Annotated in this window: 8 protein-coding genes; 4 read left to right on the top strand and 4 right to left on the bottom strand. The window is 61.5% G+C overall.

Features of this window, described 5'->3' with window-relative positions; genetic code table 11:
* Positions 1 to 33 precede the first annotated feature (33 nt).
* The 3 genes from CFE428DRAFT_RS16030 to CFE428DRAFT_RS16020 form a co-directional block, all read right to left on the bottom strand.
* A complete protein-coding gene (locus CFE428DRAFT_RS16030; protein WP_006980642.1) occupies positions 34 to 2,598 on the bottom strand; it encodes a carbohydrate binding domain-containing protein in 2,565 nt (854 codons plus the stop codon).
* A 105-nt stretch (positions 2,599 to 2,703) separates the two neighbouring features.
* Positions 2,704 to 4,053, bottom strand: coding sequence for a Gfo/Idh/MocA family protein (locus tag CFE428DRAFT_RS16025; protein ID WP_006980641.1), 1,350 nt, complete (start codon positions 4,051 to 4,053; stop codon positions 2,704 to 2,706).
* Positions 4,054 to 4,144: 91 nt separating this feature from the next.
* Positions 4,145 to 7,522, bottom strand: coding sequence for a right-handed parallel beta-helix repeat-containing protein (locus tag CFE428DRAFT_RS16020; protein WP_006980640.1), 3,378 nt, complete (start codon positions 7,520 to 7,522; stop codon positions 4,145 to 4,147).
* A 198-nt stretch (positions 7,523 to 7,720) separates the two neighbouring features.
* Here CFE428DRAFT_RS16020 and CFE428DRAFT_RS33810 point away from each other — a divergent pair, with 198 nt between their 5' ends.
* From CFE428DRAFT_RS33810 to CFE428DRAFT_RS16005, 3 genes are all read left to right on the top strand, one after another.
* The gene (locus CFE428DRAFT_RS33810) at positions 7,721 to 8,671 is read left to right on the top strand and encodes an OmpA family protein (protein WP_006980639.1); all 951 of its coding nucleotides are present in this window, start codon (positions 7,721 to 7,723) and stop codon (positions 8,669 to 8,671) included.
* The gene (locus CFE428DRAFT_RS16010) at positions 8,668 to 9,546 is read left to right on the top strand and encodes a class I SAM-dependent methyltransferase (protein WP_006980638.1); all 879 of its coding nucleotides are present in this window, start codon (positions 8,668 to 8,670) and stop codon (positions 9,544 to 9,546) included. Before CFE428DRAFT_RS33810 ends, CFE428DRAFT_RS16010 begins: the two co-directional genes overlap by 4 nt.
* A gap of 96 nt (positions 9,547 to 9,642) precedes the next feature.
* Positions 9,643 to 11,175 carry a phospholipid carrier-dependent glycosyltransferase gene (locus CFE428DRAFT_RS16005; RefSeq protein WP_006980637.1) on the top strand — a complete coding sequence of 511 codons (1,533 nt, stop codon included), beginning with the start codon at positions 9,643 to 9,645 and terminating at the stop codon, positions 11,173 to 11,175.
* Positions 11,176 to 11,194: 19 nt separating this feature from the next.
* Here the strand turns inward: CFE428DRAFT_RS16005 and CFE428DRAFT_RS16000 are convergent, their stop codons facing one another.
* Positions 11,195 to 12,820, bottom strand: a complete 1,626-nt coding sequence (locus CFE428DRAFT_RS16000) for a hypothetical protein (protein WP_006980636.1) — start codon at positions 12,818 to 12,820, stop codon at positions 11,195 to 11,197.
* A 196-nt stretch (positions 12,821 to 13,016) separates the two neighbouring features.
* On the opposite strand from CFE428DRAFT_RS16000, the gene CFE428DRAFT_RS15995 reads away from it, so the two are divergent.
* Positions 13,017 to 19,637: a hypothetical protein gene (locus CFE428DRAFT_RS15995; protein WP_042725119.1), complete on the top strand. Its 6,621-nt coding sequence runs from the start codon at positions 13,017 to 13,019 to the stop codon at positions 19,635 to 19,637.
* Positions 19,638 to 19,792 lie beyond the last annotated feature (155 nt).

The following is a 19,792-nucleotide window of genomic DNA, read 5'->3' as shown; positions in this document are numbered from 1 at the left end:
ACCAGCAATACACATCTCTTCATCCTTTCCCTTTTACGGGATCTCGATCTCCCACCAGAGCGTCTGTTGATTGGGGGAAATCTCGATCTCCGTTTTGCCTGTCCCTCGCTTCACAGGGATCTCGGTTTGGCGCTGCCCGCGCGCGTCGAGAGACCACGCCTGAGCGCCTTTCTGGAAAGGCACGCCGATCTTGGCGGAGATCCCCTCGACGAGCGAAGGCTCGTGGCCCCAGTCGGCGCCTACGCTCGACTTCTGCGCATCCTTCCACTTCATGCCGGTGTTTTCGGCCAGACCCGTGGCCGTGATGAGAATGCGCTTCGCGTGTTCAAAATCCGGGCCGGCGATGACCGTGGCATTGATCGTCGCCCAGTTCTGCCGCGTGGGACCCGGGATGATTCGCACACTGCCGAGGTCGATCGTTTCGCCCTCTTTGAGCGAGCCGATCACGCCCGCTGAACGCGGACTCGCGAGGAGCATGCGGTGCGAAACGGTGTCCCAGGTGAACTGGCCGTTGTCACTGCGAATCACCGACGAATCTCCGGATGGCGGCGGCACGTTGACTTTGGTGGCCTGGCCGATGCGCATGCCGATGGCGCGCCGAAACGCTTCCTCTTTCGGAATGCCGTAGGTATTGGCATCGACCCACGATCCTCCTTTGCGGACCGATTCAAGCGCGTCGTTCCAGGTGGTGTCCGCGATGACGGGTTCGCCCGGGGGTTTGATATCGCCCCGCATAAAGAGCGCGAGCGCCGCGGGTAGCGTGGCCATCTTCGTCGGGTGCTGGTCGATATCGAAAAAGCCCATGATGTGCTCGGTGTTCCAATCGTTTTCGCGGTGGCTGTAGGCAAAAGCAAAGACCCCGTCCCAGTCCTGCAAGCCCGCGATGGCGCAGAGTTCGAGGAAAGCCTCACTCGAATAGGTGTTCGGTGCGGAGGCGTTATATTCGGTGACGATGAAAGGCTTGCCGGCCACGCGCCGTAGTGCGAGGCCCGGGAGTGTGCCTCCGTCGGGCGCGCCGGCCATCGAGACGTTTTGCACCGTCCAGTCGCCCGGGTCCCATGGTTTGTGGGGAAAATGCGGATGCTGCCAATAGCTGTGCGCATCGACGACATCGAGCTTCGCCTGCGCCAGCCATGGGCTGAAGCCGGTGGCCGAGCCGACGACCTGGCTGTGCGCATGCAACTCTTCGCGGACGAAATGGCGCATGCCCGTCCAATAGTTCACCTCGGTGTCGACGAGGAAAGCGTTCCAATCGCGTTGTGCGGTGAGGGTGCGCATGCCGATTTCTTTCTTGCGGAAGAAAGGAATGTTCCCGACCGATTCACCCGCTTGCAGCGCGATGACCCCGCCAGGACGCAGCGACGCGTCGGAAAACCAGTAGTCACCGACCGCGCTGCCGAGACTGGTGAAGGAGAAGCGGGCATTTTCCTCGGTATTCGCGACCGGTATGGAGAAATGGACGTCCTGCCACTCCGTGGTGAGCCGGACACTCTGGCTGCCAAGTGTCTTCCACGGTTCATGAGCCTGGCTCAGCCCGATGCTAATCCGCCGGGGAGCGTCCGCCTTGGCGCGCAAGTGCAGCGTGTAGGTCTTGCCGGCGGCCAGCTTTAGCCCCGCCTGTCCCAACTGCACATGCCAGCTTTCCTGGCCCGGTTGGGTTACGTGGACGTGCAGGGTTTCCCCCGCGGACCCTTCGCCGGGTTCGGAACTCAACTCCGACTTGGCCTCGCCGTGTTGCTCGAGATGCCAGGCGGTATGCGTGGGCTTGAGCATCTCCTGACCGAGCGGCTCCGCGCCTTTTCCCCATGCCCCGGCGAGCTTGGCCGGGGTGTCGTATTTCTTTTTCAACCAGTCGTTCCACTGCTTTCGCAACTCGGCGGCGAAAGGATCGGGCATGGCATCGAGCGTCCCGTTGTTCCATTCCATGATCAGCCCATTCTCATTGTTGATCTCGATGAAGGCGACGGCCGATTCATCGGTATAAGGCTTGTGGGTATAAGCATTGACGTGCGTGAGCAGCATGCGCGCGTACTCGCGCTGCTGCTCGATGAACGGTGGAAAAAAATTGTCCACGCCCTTGAAGAAGTTCGAAGCGCCTTCCCATTTCTTGAAGCCGGGATATTCGAGGCCGACGTGGAGATTCAGGTCGGCATAGATCCCGTTCTTTTTGAGCTGGGCAATGAAGTAATCGAGCCGGTCGAGCGAGTCCTCGTCGAAGGTCTTCTTGTCCTTCTTCAGCAATCCGGCCGGCGCAAAGCCCGTATCCATGTGGTGAAAGCGGACACAGTTGATGCCAAATTTTGCCATGCGAGCCGCCACGGGGTCGGCATCGTTGTGATTGGGGAAATTTCCGGCGAAGGCGAGGTTGACCCCAAAGAAACGGATGCGCTTCTTGCCGGCGAAAAGATGTCCATCGTGCGTGTAGACGAAGCCGTCTTTCCCGGCCGGCTTGTCCAGCCAGGAGCTGACGTTGGTGATGGAAGGGCTGGCATCGTCCCACGGCAGGACGAAAGGGAACAAATCGGCAGCGCGAACGACTGGCGCCGTAAGTAAGGCGGCCGCAACGGAGAGGACGGGGAGAGTTTGGCGAAGATTCATGATAAAGGGGGGAGAGTAAGGTGGCAGCGGATTCCTGCTGCTGACGGATAGCGGGTCAAGTGGGCAGGAGCCTGCTTCCACTATCATTCCGATGGGCCGCCGATCTTAGATCGTGTCCGGCGTCGGATGAGTCCACGGCGTGCGATACGGTCGCGCGAGTAGACGATTGGCTTCATCGTCGTTGGCGACTTTTCCGGCGGCGGCATCCCACGTGAGCGTGCGGCCCAGCTTGAGCGAGAGATTCGCAAGGAGGCAGGAGATGGTGGAGGTCACGCCTTGCTCGATGTCGGCCACCGGCTTCGAACGCTGCGCGATGGCGTTGAGAAAATCCTTCATGTGTCCGCGAATCGCGGGTGCGCAATGTTTCTCGAGATCCTTCTCCGTCTTGTCCTCCGGATATTGCTCCAGTTCGTAAGTCACATCGCGGTGCACGGCTTCGCCCTTTCCGCCGGTCGGCGTGAAGTCGTAGCCCATGACGCTCGCTTTGAGCGTTCCCTTGTCGCCGTAGAAAGTGGCTGCCCACGGATATTTCGGATCGGGCGCATCGCCCCACGAACGATGCGTCCAGACGACGCGCAGATCGTTGAAATCGAACGAAGCGGTCTGCGTGTCGGTGATGTTGGCCTTGCTTTCCTTGTCGATGAAGATGCCGCCGGTGGAGTTCACGCGAGTAGGCCAGCCGAGGTCGAGCATCCAGCGCGTCATGTCGAGCATGTGCACGCACATGTCGCCGACAATGCCGTTGCCGTATTCCATGAACGCCCGCCAGGTTCGGGGGTGAACGAGTGGATTGTAAGGGCGCATCGGAGCCGGTCCGGTCCACATTTCGTAGTCGAGATTTTCCGGTGGCGGGCAATCGGGCGGATTGCCCTTGGCGCGCATGTGATAGTAGCAGCAGATTTCCACCATGCCGATTTTGCCGAGCTTGCCTTGCTTGATGATCTGCTCGCGCGCCTCGATGAGGTGCGGGGTGGAACGGCGCTGGGTGCCGATCTGGACGACGCGTCCGTATTTGCGCGCCGCGGCCAGCATGGCCTGGCTCTCGACGACGTCGACGCTGGTCGGTTTCTGGCAATAGACATCGACGCCGGATTTCACCGCTTCGATCATCGGCAGCGCGTGCCAATGATCCGGCGTGGCGATGAGCACGACATCGAGATCTTTTTCCGCGAGCATCTTGCGGTAGTTGCCATAGGTGCGCGGTTTTTTCTTCGAGACCTGCCGTGTGGCGACCATGTCGGCGGCATCGGAGAGCATTGTTTTGTCCACATCGCAGAGCGAGACGACATCCACCGGGGCGACCTGGATGAGGCGGAAGAGATCGGTCTTGCCGTACCAGCCACAACCGATGAGGCCGACGCGTTTTTTCTGGTCGGCGAAATCGACGGCGAAACTGGGGAGGGAGGAAGCCGCGAAAAGCGCGGCGCTGCTGCGGAGGAACTGGCGGCGATTCATGGAAGTGATTTCGCAGAATCGGCGCGGGATGTCGACTCGATGGTCGATGTCATTTTTGAAATCCAAGGCGTGCGTTCCCTACCCATGGCGCCTACTGCGCGCTTGCTGAAAATGCCCGCGGATCGAGACCGTTCGCTTCGCCATCGGCAGCGTGGGCGATGGGGGTGTTGCCGTCCGACATGAAGTCCGCGAAATCCAACGGGGCGAATTGTTTGCCATCCCAATGGAGCTCCACTTTTTGCCACTCCATCTGCGCAGCATTAGCGGCGAGTAATTCCGGCGCGACGCGGATGCCTGGGTTGCCGAAGCGGGAATTTTTTTCCTGCTCGGCCAGTTTCTGGACATCGGCCAGCATGAGGTTTTCGCCATAGTATTGGCCCTGGCCCTGGTGACCGACGGTCTTGCCGTGAATGTCGTTGGTCTCGACCAGATGGCGATCGGCGGCCTTCAGGCGGGCGAAGTAAACGTTGTCGTCCGAATGCAGAGAGGCGAGGGGGCTCACGCGCAGGAGCGAGTTGTTGTACTTTTGCGGAAGGTTGTCGCAGAACAAATTGTGCGAGAGGTTGAGCGCCCGTTTTGGCGTGTATTGCAGGACGGTGAGGGCGCGGATGAAGTTGTTGTAGAAGACGCAATGACGCACGGTGAGATCCGGGCAGCGGAATGCGGTGAGGCCTTCGCCCATGCCGTTGATCATCACGTCATTTTCCAGCGTCAGGTTTTCCGTTTCCACGGCGATGACGAATGCTGGAACGTAGCCGGAGATTTCACGCCCATCGTGGAAGCAGCGCCGGATGGTGAGATGCGAGCCACCATTGATTTGAATGATGGGCGAGAGATCCGGCGCATAGCGGAAATGATGGAAATGCAGCCCGTCGATCGTGATGTAGTGCTTGTCTGCCATGCGGAATGCGGTGGAGCGGAAACGGTTGCTGCCATCCATCCAGACGGTTTCGCCCGGGGCGGAGCGGAAGGTGATCGGCGCGACTTCGCTGCCGGAGGAACGGATGACGACCGTTTCCTCGTAGGTGCCGGCGTGGATGAGCACGGTATCGCCGGCGCGCGCCAGTTCAGCGGCGTGGGCAACCGTCCGGAAAGCGTCCGCTTCCGAGAGGCCGCTGTGGTGGTCATCGCCCGTGGTGGCGACGTGGAAGGTGCGCGGCGCCGCGGGTTGCGCGGCGGTTTGGAAGGATTGGGGCGGGGGAGCCGCCGCCGCTGCCGCTGCGGAAGAACTGACGGCGTAAGAAGCGAAGACGAGCTCGCCTTCCGGCTTGGGCGAACTCACGCGGTAATAATACTTCGTGCCGGGGTGAAGATTTGTGAGGCTGACGGTGTGAAAGACAGTGGCTGACGAGGTGACCTTGTTCGGGCAAGTCGGATCCTCGCCCCACTCCAGCGTGCTCTCGGCGCGGCGCGTGGGTGTGGACCATTCGACCGTGGCCGTCGCGGCGCCGGTGTCGTGAAGCGTGAGGTCTTCGACGGGCAGGGGGCGATCGACGTGCAGGCGGAGGAACGGGCCGATGGCTGAAGCGTCCGGCGCGCGCCCGATCAATGGGGAGTCCGTGCGCAACGCAAAATCCGCCGGCTCAGCGCTCGCATCGCGATATTTTTCGGCCGCTGTGATGGAGCCCGGGTCCTGTGCTGTCGCCTTTTGCCAGGCGGAAAGGGAGGCGTAGCTTTTTCCCGCCGCGACGACCAGTGGCGAAGAGCCGCTCGCGGGCGGAAAGGCATTCGCATCCGACCAAAGCTCCGTCAAAGACGCGGCGTCGCATTGGAGCCGCGCTTCTTTTCCCGCTTCGAAGATATTGGCGGTGACTGTGGCCAGGGGGCAATTGGCGAGCCGTAGATCGGCGCCCCGGCAGTGGCGAATCAGGTTGTGCGTGAAGATCGCTTCCCTGGTCAAGGCGAGCGACACGCCATCCCCAGCCGAGCCGGTGACGATCATGTTTTCCATGCGCACCGCTTCGCCGCCCTGCGCCTCGATGGATGCCCGGGCAAAATTCCGAACGACGAAACCAGTTACGGTCACGTGCGAGCGTTCTTTCAAATCCACTCCCACGGGCAACTTCCCGCCGCCATCGAGAATGACGCAATCGTGTCCTCGCCGCGCGAAACGGATCGGCTTCTCCGCGGTGCCCGACTGCGCCGGCGCCAGCGTCTCGTGATATTCCCCCGCGGTGACATAGATCGTGTCGCCGGCTTGCGCCGTTTTGGCGGCATGAGCGAGCGTGCGCCACGCGGTCTTCAAGGCATTGCCCGCAGCGGCGTCGTCACCCGTGGGCGAGACGAAAAAGACATTCGCCGCGCCGCTGGCCGGCGCATCCGCTTGCAGACGGAAGTCGTGGTTCAGCGGATCGGCGTAGGTCTGCTGTGCTTGCGCGTTTTCGAAATCGCGCAGCAGCACGTTCGTCGTGTCGGGCTTTTGATAATAGTAAGCGATGGCGCCCACGGAGGCGTTGCGATGCTGCTCGGATCCCTCTGCGCTGCCTTTGATCATGATACCGGCGTTGATGGCCACGTTGTCCTCCATCGTCCCGAGAGGAGAGATGTCCTTGCGAGCGGGGCCGCCGTAAAAAGTGATGTCGCCCGCACTGGCGCCTGCGCCCCAGATCGCTTCGACGACATTGCGCCGGAAAGTCGTCTCCGACACGCCCCAACCGATGATGTTATTTCCCACCACCTGGAAACGCGAAATATTGGCGAAGGCGTGGCAATCCTCCACGAGGCAATGAATGGGCGCGAGGAGGTAAATGCCGCCGCTATTGAGAAAAGAACTGCAGCGTCGCACGGTCACGCGCTCGCCGTTCACCACCGCCAATCCCCAGCGATTGCGCGAGCCGGGCTCGGTCGGAAATTCACGCGACTGGTAGCCGGTGAAAGAGAGGCCATCGACGACCACGTCGTGGACCGTTTTCGTGCCGGTCGGGGCCACGAGGAGGATGCCAAAGCCATTCGTCACGGAAAGGGCGAGCGCGCGCCCATCCGGTGGCGCGGAGTCCGAGGTGTGGACATACACGCGGCCGGCGGCATCGTCCTGATAGTAAGTGGCATTGGTCCGCTCCACCTCCGCCGCGGAGGACAACGGTTCGTAGAGCCGGAGGGCACTGCGTTCGGCGATGCCTTCGACGCGTGGTTTGAAATCCGCGACATAGGTCCGCTTCATTCCTTCCACCAGCCGGAAGGCGGGGGCATCGACATCGCCGCGCAGCAGCACGGTGCCGGGACGCTGTGCGCGAATGGTGATCGGCGCCTCCGGTGTCCCGGAGATTTTGGCGGTCACGGTCTCGAAATAGGTGCCGGGGAGGACGGTCAGCGTGTCACCGGGTTGCAGGGTCGAGACGCCCTTGGAGACGGTTGCGAAGGCGGTTTTCTCCGACCGCCCATCGGCGGCGTCGTTACCGTTCCGGGCGGTGAAGTATTCGGCGGCTTGCAGACTGGCGCCCAGGGTGAAGAGCAAGAGAAGTGCTTTCATGGATTGTGGTGGGGTGGAACGCGGAGGCATCCTGCAAGCCTCCCGCACTGGGATTAACCCCCCGGGGCGTGGCCGCCAAAGGAACTCTTTCCGGCAAGCTGCCAGGGGCGCCACAAGCGCCCATCAGGGAGCTATTTGCCCTCTCTCTTTCGTCTTTCGCCTTTCTCAATCCCATGTATCGTCTCTGACCAGTCCGTCATGGCCCAGTACTCGACCTACCAATCCAACGCCGCGGAAATTCCGATCATGCGGAAGTGGCTGTTCCGTGCGCTGATCCTTTCGTTGCTCGTTCACGCGGTCCTGCTTGTTTTCTTTAACTTCAAGAAGCTGGAGAATTTCGGCTATACGACCGTGGACCGGCCGGCGATCACGCCGATCAAGATGGTGCGCGTGAATATTACCGAGCCCCCCGCGGCGGAATCGAAGACCGAGACCACGCCGAAGACGCCGGTGAAGCCGATCAAAATCGAAGAAACCAAGCCGTTTGCCGACGAGGTGGACCTCAAGCCGTCCGCGCCCGATGTCTCGCCGCTCGTGCCGGCCAAGCCGAAGAACCTGGACTTGAGTGGTTTTGAGACGCCGGCCAGTTCGGTGGCGGCGCTGGAGAAGCAGCTGAGCGCGAAACCGGGAGCGATCCTGGATCAGAGTCTTGCCGTGGGAAGACAACCGAAAATCAAACTGCCTGCCGGCCCGAAAGGCGGCGAAGGCGGGGTCGGGTCGGATGGGAGCATCCCGGGACGCGCGTCGCTGAACGATGCTCTGGGTAACGTGGGTGCGTTCAATAACAAGCCGATCGCCATGCAGGGCGGCGCGCTCTTCGAGTGGGGCAAGGCGGAACTGCTGCCCCAGGCGATCCAGAATCTGCAGAAGCTGGCCCAGCTCATCCGGCTGAATCCGAAAGCGACTTTCATCATCAGCGGCCACACGGATCATACTGGCACGCATGAGGGCAATCTCATCCTGAGCCAGCAGCGTGCGGACTCGGTGCGCGATTGGCTGGTGGCCAATCTCGGCATCGATCCGATGCGCATCACCACGGTCGGCAAGGCGGATGACGAAGCTTTCCCGAATCTCGGTCCCGACAAGAGCATTGAGGAACAGGCGCCGAATCGGCGCGTGGAAATCGTGATCAAGACGCGCGGGAAGTGATCTCTTCCCGGAAGGAAATCCGTGGAGTCGACATCGCGTCGCACTACGACGAACTGGACCGTTTCTATCGCGACATTTGGGGCGAGCACGTGCACCACGGTCTGTGGCTGCGCGGCGACGAAAGCCGCCCGCAGGCCCTGCGGCAACTGGCGGAGATGGTGGCTCGCGAAGCGGGAGTGACCCGGGATACGCGGGTGATCGATATCGGTTGCGGTTACGGCGCGACCTCGCAACTCATCGCGGATGAATTTGGCGCCGAGGTGACGGGCATCACGATTTCCGAGGCCCAGCACGCCATCGCTGAGGCCCGTGCCGCGGCGGCTCGGGAGGCCGCAGGGGCGACGAGCAATGGAAGTAAAACGAATCCCAGATACGTCTGCGGCGATTGGTTGACGAACACGCTACCCGCGGACTCCTTCGATGCCGGCATCGCTATCGAAAGCTCCGAGCACATGGACAAGCAGGGCTTTTTCGCCCAGGCGCGCCGGGTGCTCCGGCCCGGTGGCCGACTGGTGGTGAACTCGTGGCTCTCGCGCGAAAAGCCCACGGCCAATCAAGTCCGCTGGTTGATCGAGCCGATCGCCCGGGAAGGCCGCATGCCGCATCTCGGCACGGAAAGCGATTATCGACGCTGGGCGGCGGATGCGGGATTCACGGTGACGAAATTCCAGGACGTCACCAGGCAGATCGCCCGCACGTGGCCGATGATCGTGCGGACGTTCGTTTGGAATCTCCTGCGCAAGCCGGCTTACCTCCGTTTCGTCCTCGATCCGAGATCGAAAAACGCCGTCTTCGGCCTGACCATTGTGCGTCTCTGGATCGCCTTCCGCACCGGGGCGATGCGTTACGGAGTCTTCACGCTGACCAAGGATTGACCCTGGAGCGAAGGCCCGCGCGTGACAAGTGGCCGCCTCCTTCGCAAGATTCCCAGATGCTATTTTCGTCCCCGACCTGCTGGAACCTTTCGCGACATGAGTGAGGTCGTGCGCTCGGAGGAGCAGGAGCGGCCGCCGATCGGGGCTCTCATCAGTTGGTCGCTGATTCTTTTCATCGCGGCGTTTTTGCTCAACACGCGGCACAACACCTTCCCGTATTTTTACCATCCGGATGAAGCGGTAAAGGTCGAGCAGGTGCGCACCGGCAACTGGAACTTTCACCATCCGATGCTGCTCCTTTCCGCCACGAAAGCCGCAGTAACGCTCGGCAAGGTCCCGCTCGAGGAACAGCGGATCGTGGAGACGGGGCGGGCTGTTTCCGCCGCGTTTACCGCTCTGGCGATCGTGGCGCTTTCGTTGCTGGGCTATGCCTGGCGAGGTTGGGCAGCGGCGCTGGGTGTGGGAGCGACGCTGTTGCTGCATCACCAGTTTTTCGAATTGGCTCACTATTTGAAAGAAGACACGGCGCTGGTTTTCGGTATGGCGCTGACGTTTCTGCTGACATTCCTTTTTGCGCAGAAGCCGAACGCGGTACGCGCCGCAATGCTCGGTGCGGCGGTGGGCTGTGCGATCTCCGGCAAATATATTGGCCTGGCGGTGTTGGTCGTCGTCGTGCCGGTTTTCTGGCACCTGCCGAAGGAAGGGCGGGCCGCGCGGATCGCCGCGTTCTCCGCTGCGCTGCTCGCGATCCTGCTGCTCATCAATCTTCCGCTCATTCTCAATCCCGACGCCTTCGCGCACAGCTTCGATCGCGAAATGCAACTCGTCGTCCACGGCCAGCAGGGCGCGACTCGACGTATACCGCACTCGCTCTATCTCAATATCTTCCGCGATAACACCACGCCCGTGATGTGGGTGCTGCTGATCGTCTTTCTCGCGGAGCGCTGGCGCGCTCGCCGGGTCTTGCCGCGCGTCGAGTGGCTGCTCATCGCGTTCCCGTTCGCTTTCACGCTGGCGCTGTCTTTCTCGCCGAAAACCAACGATCGCTACTTCCTGCCGGCGACCGCGTTGTTTACGCTCTTCGCCGGCATCGGGGCGCTCGATGCCGCGCGTTTGTTGAGCCGCTGGCTGCCGCTGCGCTGGGCGACATGGGCCGTGATGGTCGTCCTGGTTGCGGCGCAACTGCCGAGTTGGTGGCGCTACGAGACCGCCTTCCAGCACGATGACAATCGCGAACTGATCGATTGGGTAAAGGAACACCTGCCTCCGACCGCGGTCATCGCCAAAGACAGCCGGATTCTGCTCCCGGACCCAAACAATTCGCGCGACGCCACGCGCTTCGAGCCGATGCCGCAGAAGATCCTCGCGAAGCGGTATGCGGCGGATCTCGGCACGATCGCTGACCTGCGTCGAATGGGCGTCACCCACGTGGCGATCTCAGAGACGGACTACGGCGGGTTTTTTCTCGATAGCGTGCACCCGCGGAAAAGCGATGTCGCCGATTTCGAGCGCCGCAAAGATTTCTACTCGGAGTTGCTGCGCAACGGCGACCTGCTCTTCCAGCGTGATCGGGGGACGGTGTTGTATTTGCATCCCGGCATTCGGCTCTATGCCATGCCGCCGGAGTAGGGGGAGAAGTGCCTAGTGCTCACTTCCGCTTCGCCTCGTCGAGGATCGATTTGAACAACTGGTTCTGCTCGTCCGGAAACCAGCAACGGAAGAGCAGCGTATCGCCGCGGCGCTGGCCGGCGACGAGCTCCGCGCGCCGTTCCTTGGCCGGGCCATCGATGGGATTGATGACGCTGAACGCGCGCGGGTAAAATTCCAGCACGCGCGGATCGGTCGCTGCGTGATTGCCGAAAAAGTGCGGCCTTAGCTCCTGGTAGGGCGCGGTGCAACTCCAGTATTCGAGCCGCGGGATTTCGGGGATGAGCAGGATATCCGGATGCGCGTCGGCCAGCTTCTTGAACGCCGCGCCTTCGAGTAGGCGGGAGTCGACCTTGCCATCGGGTGTATTGAAGTAGCGCACATTCGTGTCCACGTAGAAGAGCAGGCAGCCCAGGCGCTTCCTGGCGTAGATGATCTTCTGGTTCATCTCCTCCACTACGTCGAAGCCCATGTGGCTGTGCTGCCATTTCGATTTGCCGTCCCAACCCGGCACGATGCGCGAAGGGCGGATGCACACGCCGGTGCGCAAGCCGGCTTTGTGAAAACGCTCGAAGAGTTCCGGCGCCACCGCCTCCATCTCCGGGGCGAGCGTGGCGGTCATGCGCGGGTCGCCGACGAAATTGATGTTCGAGTATTCCTCGCCCTCCATGTCCCAGAAAATCATGCCTTGCGCGCCCATGCTCTTGAGGATGCCGATGGCGCGATCCGCGACTTCGAAGACCTTTTCGCGGAAATGCTTGATGCCATTCTTGCCGACGAAATCGTCCTTCGGCTCACCGAACCAGCCGCGCGGATTGGTCGGCGAACTGTGCGCACCGCTGGCCAGCGAGAACATCCCGATTGGCCGGCGATCCGGCCACTTGAGTTGGAATGGGTGAGCGGCGACGAATTTATCGATAATGTCGCCGGCGATTTCCTTGAGGGGCACACCCGGTTCGGTGAAGCGGATCGAAAAGTGGAAAGTCTTCGTGCCGCGCGGTTCGACGAAGACGGGCGGCTTGGGGCCCGTCCGTTCCTGCGATGTCACCCGGAGCAGCCACGTTTCCGCCGGTGGTGCGGCGCCCGGCGAAAAACCGGCGCGAATGGCGCTCGTCGGATCGTCGTTGCAGAAGGTCAGCACCCCGGTTTTGTAATCGGCGACCTGGGCGGTGATGTCGCCGTCGTTGTCGCTAATCATTTGGAACCGCTTCTCCCACGGCGTCCCGGCGGGTCGGCGGGGGAACTGCAACTCCATCAAATCGAGTTCGACGCCGCTCATGGGACCAGCGGTGTCGTTCTCGAGAGTGAGCTCGACATTCAGGCGGTTGCCCGCGAGTTGATAGCGGCAACGCACCGCGCCCCACGGCAGGGAATAGGAGTAGCGCTGGGCGACACGGTCGAAAGAGATGGTCGGGCTGGTCTTGTCGGCCGAAACCTCGCCGCCCTTGTCATCGGAAAAGAGCACGTTGCTTACGCGCGGCGCACCACTCTTGATGAACTGGACATCGCCGTAGCTGAGGCTGGCCAGTCCGTTGTCATCGAAGGTGCACGTCACCTTGGGCGCCGCCGTGGCAGCACAGCAGACGAAAAAAAGTGCGACGACCAACAGAGAGCGGAGCGAGGTCACGGCGAGAAGATGAATGAGGAAAGCCCAACTCAAAAGGAAATCCTCCTATAAGTCCCATAACTCCTATTCCTCCTATCTCTCGCTAAGAAACGCCCCCTCCCGTCCGTCTCTCAAGTATCACCCAATGATCATTGCACCGGCGAGGGGATGGGATCACGATTTGGCCCGCGACCTCGTTCAACCCCTGTTTGGCCTTATGAAAACACGCCTGGCTCTCGTCTGCGCTGTCTCCGTGCTGCTCGCTCCCTTTTTCGCCCGCGCGGAAAATGAAATCGGCTTTGTCGAAAAATTCGCCCTCGCGCCAGACCGCGAGGCCGTCCTCGACCAACTCGTTCCCGGCACCGAGGACTATTATTTCTACCACGCGTTGCAGGATCAAAACACCGGGCAGGCGGCCAAACTCACCGCCATTCTCGCGCAATGGGCGAAGCGTTACCCGCACTCCTCACGTCGCACCATCATCGAAAACCGCGCCGCGCTGCTCGCCTACGACGCCGACCCGAAGGCGACGCTCAAGTTCCTCACCGACCACCTCAACCTTCAGTTCAATCACGAGCAACAGGCGCGCGATCAAAAGCCCGACCTGCCCACCAAGCTCGACCAGACGCTCATCAGCCATGCCGCGTTCCAGCGGGAAGCGCTCGCGGACATCGATAACACCAGCAACGTGAATGATGAGGCGCTCGGGCAACTGATCGGCGACAAGGCGCCGCTTTCCGAATCGCAACGCCGCGATCTGCTCAAGCGCTTGAAGCGTCCCGATGTGCCCGGGTTGGTGGATGTGATCGAGACCGATTTGAAGAGCAAGGAAAGCCACGGCTTCGGCGAATTCGAAATCCATCGGGCCCTTCTGCCGGAACAACTCGACGAACTCGCCCGGCGCATTCCCGCGCTCTATAAAAACCAGGCTTTCGTTTCCGCACGCCTGCGCAAGCTGGCTCCCAGCGCCGATGCCGATGTGGAGTTCGATCCGGTCGAGCGCGAGGCCTATCTCGACCGCCTGTGGGCCTATGCGAAAAATCTCGGCGCGACTTTCAACTCGCTGAAGGCGCAGATTCTCCTCCGGCGGCTGCAACATGACCGCGCGCGGGGTATCTACGACAAAGCGCGCTTGCAGGAATATCTCAAGCTCCCGCGCCGCACGAACTATGCGAATGCCGAGTATCTGCGGAAGGCCGAGCTCGCTGGCCAGGCCGCGGACCTGAATGCCAATTTCAACGAAGCCATTGTTGGATTGCCGCCGATTCACTCGGACGAAAGTCTCGTGCGCGATTACCTGCTGCACATTCTCAAGGACGAGCCGAGTTGGGAGCCGTGGGCGGCATGGCTGCGTGACACCTGGCTGAAGCCCGTCTTCGCCGAGGCGAAGATCGTCAACGGTGTCGGCGACCCAGAGCAATGGGCCTCGCTACTTTCGCCAAATGCCTTCCAGGCGTTGAAGGAACGCGTGGACGTCGACTTTGCGCCGAATGATCCGCCCTCTCTCTTGCCGGCCGACGACGTCAGCCTTGATCTCTTCCTCAAGAATACGCCCAAGCTCATCGTGAAGATTTATGAGATCAATACGCTCTCCTACTTCCTCACCAATAAGCGCCAGCTCAATACCGACCTCGCCCTCGACGGTCTCGTGGCAAATCGCGAGACGACCCACGATTTCTCGGCGGATGAAGCAGGGCGCAATCCGTTTCGTCGCACGCTGCGGACCTTCAAGTTTCCCGAGCTGAAAGGGCAGCGCGGTGCCTGGGTCATCGAATTCATCGGGGGCGGAAAATCGAGCCGCGCGCTGGTCCGCAAGGGCCAGTGGTCGCTCCTCCAGCGAACCGGCCCGGCGGGCGACATGCTCACCGTGGTGGACGAAGCCCGGCAGCCGGTGAAAGACGCGGTGGTCTGGCTCGATGGGCGCAAATACACACCCGACGAAAAGACCGGCTACATCGTGGTGCCCTTCACCGCCCAGGAGGCTCCGAAGCCGATCGTGCTCGCCGATGCGGCCGGCTCTTTCGCCACGCTGACCAACTTCGAGCACGACGCCGAGCAGTACAAGCTCGATGCGCAGATTCACGTGGAACGGGAACAATTGCTCGCGCGCCGCGAAGCGACGATCGCCGTGCGTGCGGCGCTGCTGCTGGGCGACTCGCAGGTCTCGCTCGATCTGCTGCAAAATCCGAAGCTCACCATCGCCTCCACCACGCTCGACGGTGTGGAGACAACGAGCGAAGTGAAGATCGACAAGCTCGATCCGACGAAGGTTTTCACGCACACAATCAAAGTGCCGGAGCGACTGGCCGCGCTCTATATCACGCTCTCCGCGCAAGTCGAGCGGATGAGCGCCGGCGGCATCAAACGGGATCTTACCGCTTCGCAGAATTTCGACCTCAACGGCATCGATCGCACGAAGCTGGTCACCTATTCCCATCTGAGCCGTTTCGAAGGGGCGTACATCTACGAGTTGCTCGGCAAGAATGGCGAGCCGGTAGCGGATCGACAGGTGGTATTTGAATTCACGCATCGCGACTTCGGCAAGACGATCGAGATCCCGTTGCGGACGGATGAAAAGGGGCGCATTGCGTGCGGCGCGTTGGCGGATATCGAGGAGGTAGGGGTTACGATTCCTGATGGTGAATGGCAAAACGAGCCGCCGGTGAGCTGGCGGTTGACCCGCGCCGGACGTGTTTGGCCGAAGTCGATCCATGCCGCGGCGGGTGACGTCCTGGAGGTGCCATGGACGAGTGGAGATGCGCCGGCGCACGTCTCCCTTTTGGAACAGCGCGGGGAGACTTTCGTCGCCGATCGGGGCAATGCCATCACGCTGGTCAGCAATGCCGAAGCGGCCCCGGGTAAACCGGCGAAGGACAGCATCAGCGCCCTCGCGCTGAAAGGACTCGCTCCGGGCGATTACCTGCTGACGATTCCCGGCGAGTGCGAGATCACCATTCGCATTACCGACGGCAAGCCGGTGCAAAACTGGCTGCTTTCACCCAATCGCGAACTCGAAGTGCGCGACGCCGCGCCGTTGAACATCGCGCAAGTGCGGCGCGAGCCCGGCGCGCTGGTCGTGCAACTGGCCAATGCGGGGCGCTTCGCGCGCCTGCATGTGGTCGCGACCCGCTTTTTGCCAACGCGCGATTTGCTGGCCGGGCTCGGTAATTTCACTGTCTTCGACCCAGCCATGGCAACACCGGGGCGTTTGCCAAATCTGTTCGCGGCCGGCCGTGCCATCGGCGACGAATATCGCTACATTCTAGAGCGGCGTTACGCGAAGCTGTTCCCAGGCAACATGCTGCCCCGGCCCGGGCTGCTGCTGAATCCGTGGGAAGTGCGTTCGACGGATCTGCAAGCGCAGCATATGGAGGGAATGGAGCGGGCGGCAGCGACGGCCGGCGGACGCGGGGCCGTGGCCAGGAAAGCGCTGCCGCAGCAGGAGAGCAAGGAGGTAAAGGAGGCGGTCGCACAGGCGTTGAATCCGGATCTCGACTTTCTCGCGACGGCAGCTCCGGCACTCTACAATCTCGTGCCGGACGAAAGAGGTGTGGTGCGCATCGATCTCAAGGCGCTGGGGGACCGGCAGTATGTGCAGATCTATGCGGAGGATTTGCACAGCGCGGCGTGGCGTACCGTGGCGCTACCGGAGGTGCCGACCAAGTTTCAGGATTTGCGGTTGGTCCGAAACCTCGATCCGGCAAAACCTTTCGCGGAAAAGAAGGAGGCCACGGTGCTGATGACGGGACAGACGCTGACGCTGGCCGATGTGCGGACTGCGGAACTGGAGACCTACGATTCGTTGCCCGGCATCTTTTCGCTGCTCACCTCGTTGCACGAGGATGCGACGCTCGCGAAGTTTGTCTGGATCATGCAGTGGCCGAAACTGAGCGACGACGAAAAGCGCGCGAAGTATTCGGAATTTGCCTGCCACGAGTTGAATTTCTTCCTCTCACGAAAAGATCCGGCTTTTTTCCAAAAGGTCGTGCTGCCGTATCTGCGGAACAAAAAGGACCGCACCTTCATGGATGACTTTCTCGTCGGCAGCGATCTGCGTCCTTATCTCGAGCCGTGGGCTTTTTCGCAATTGAATGCGGCCGAACGCTGCCTGCTGGGTCAGCATCTGCCCGCCGAGGCGGCTGCGATGGTGCGGCATGAGCGCGAATTGTGGGAATTGCTGGCACCGAACCTGGATCAGGAAGACAAACTCTTTGAGACGGCATTGCGAGGACGCGCGCTTACCGCGGGTGAAACGGCGGCCTTGGAGCAGGCGAAACAAGTGGCTGCTGAGATGCTGTTGCCGCAAACGCCCGGTGCGGCGGGGAACCCGGAAGGGGCGGCGGCTTTAGCCGCACCGGCCGTGAGCGCCCCGGCGCCGGCCGCGGACGTCACAAGAGGCGGGAGCGGGTCTGGGAGGGTGACGATGGATGGAGCGAATACCTATTCTGGCTCGGTGACCGTCACTCAAGGGCAACTGGAACTCCGGGAACAGGCTGCGGACAAAGAAATGGCCGCTCCCGCCAAGAAAGCCAAGGACGTGGCTCTGGCGGCAAATGCAGTCGACGCCTTGCTGTTTCCGGTAGCACCGGAAGAATTGAAGCGTCAGCGCAGTGCAGTGAGGCAATTTTTCCGCGCGCTCGGGCCGACGAAAGAATGGGCGGAGAATAACTATTACCAACTCCCCATCGCCCAGCAGAACGCCGATCTCATCACGATCAATGCGTTCTGGCGCGACTATGCGGCGTGGGACGGCAAGTCGCCGTTTGTCTCGGCGAAGATCGTCGAGGCGGCGAAAAATTTTCCGGAGATGATGCTCGCTCTGGCGGTCACCGATCTGCCGTTCGCATCGCCGAAGCACAACACGCGGGCGGAGAATGGGCAGTTCACGCTCACCGCCGTTGGACCGCTCATCGCCTTTCACAAGGAGATCAAGCCTGCCGCGCCGGCGCCGGATCAGGCGCCATTGCTCGTCTCCCAGAATTTCTTCCGCCTCGATGATCGCTATCGCGAGGAGGGCAACGAGAAGTTCGACAAGTATGTGACCGATGAATTCCTCGCCGGGGTGGTCTACGGAGCGAATGTCGTGGTGACCAATCCCACCAGCGCGCGGCAAAAGCTCTCCGTGCTCCTGCAAATTCCGCGCGGTGCGTTGCCGGCGAATGGCAGTAAAGCGACCGATAGCCGACGGCTGGCGCTCGAGCCCTACAGCACGCAGACGGTGGAATACTATTTCTACTTTCCCGAGCCCGCCGCGCAGCCGCTACCGCACTATCCGGTGCACGTCGCGCACGAGGAGCAAATCGTCGGCGAGGCGAAGCCATTTGCCTTCAAGGTCGTGCAGCAGCTTTCCCAAGTGGACAAAACCTCGTGGGACTATGTCTCGCAGTATGGCTCGGAGGCGGATGTCTTTGCCTTCCTCGACAAGGCGAACATCGAGCGCATCGATCTCGAGCGCGTGGCCTGGCGCGCGCGCCAGAGCAAGGACTTCTTTGGGAAGCTCATCGCGCTCATGGAGAAGCGGCATGTCTACAGCGAGCCGATTTATCGGTATGCCGTGCTGCACAATGTCGCGGCGCCCCTCGCAGTCTGGCTCCGGGAGCGTGGTGATTTCATTCAGCAGTGCGGGTCGTATCTCGACTCCAAACTGTTAAAGATCGATCCGATCGAGCGGCGCACTTACGAGCACCTCGAGTATTCGCCGCTGGTCAACCAGCGGGCGCATCGCCTGGGCGCGGAGAATCGGATTCCGAATCCGGTGTTGCGCGCGCAATATCAGCACCTGCTCGATATCCTCGCGCACAAGCCCACGCTCGATGCCATGGATGAGATGAGCGTGGTCTACTACCTCTTCCTGCAGGATCGGGTCGAGGAAGCGCTCGCCCGTTTCCACGCCATCGTTCCCGAGAAGCTGCCCACGCGTTTGCAATACGATTATTTCCGCTGCTATGCGGCGTTTTACGAGGAGCAACCGGCGGTGGCGCGTGGTCTCGTGCAGCAGTACGTGGATTACCCGGTGGATCGTTGGCGCAAGGTTTTCGCCGAGGTCGGCGCGCAACTCGATGAGATCGAAGGCAAACAACCCATGCGTCCGGGTGACGACCAGCCGAACCGCGAAAAACAGCAGGGCGAGCTCGCCAGCAGCGAGCCGTCATTCGACTTCAAGGTCGAGAGCCGGCAGATCGCGCTCACGTGGAAGAATCTGCGCGAGGTGACGGTGCATTATTATCTGATGGATCCGGAGTTCCTGTTCAGCGCAAGTCCGTTTGTCACGGAAGATTCGGGCCGATTCTCGATCATCAAACCCACACGCACCGACACGCAGCCGCTGCCTGAAGGGAAAGATCAGCTCACCATTCCGCTGCCGCCGGAGTTTACGAAGGCCAACGTGCTCGTCGAGATTCTCGGCGCCGGACAACGTAAGGCACAGACGTATCACGCGAATACGCTGAAGCTGAAAATCGCGGAGAACTATGGCCGACTCGAAGCGCGCGACGAGGCGCAGGACAAGCCGGTGAGCAAAGCTTACGTCAAAGTCTACGCGCGGCTGAACAACGGCACCGTGCGATTCTTCAAGGATGGATATACCGATCTGCGCGGGAGGTTTGACTATGCGAGCTTGAATTCCGGTGATGAAGGGAAGGGATCCCCAATGCCGGATTTTCCGGCTGTGTCTTCCACCTCATCCACGACCGGTGGGCATGCGGCCCCCGGCGGGGAAGGGATGCATTACCAGATGATCAGCCCTGCGGAGCTGGGGCAGGTCGCGCGCTTTGCCATTCTCCTGATGAGCGATTCGCACGGGGCCGACGTGCGGGAAGCCGCGCCGCCGGCGCAGTAGGAGCGGGAAGGTGGCGAGCCCCAAAAATCCTGTCATCCTGAGACGAAGTGTCCCGGGGGCGAAGGTGGGGGACACGGAGTCGAAGGACCTCCAACATCCCGGGCGAAGGTGGTGAAAAAAAATGCCGTGGACACAGTGTCGCGCGCGAGGCTCCG

Source organism: Chthoniobacter flavus Ellin428, from assembly GCF_000173075.1.
Taxonomy (GTDB): domain Bacteria; phylum Verrucomicrobiota; class Verrucomicrobiia; order Chthoniobacterales; family Chthoniobacteraceae; genus Chthoniobacter; species Chthoniobacter flavus.
This window is presented reverse-complemented; position numbering and strand designations above follow the sequence as displayed.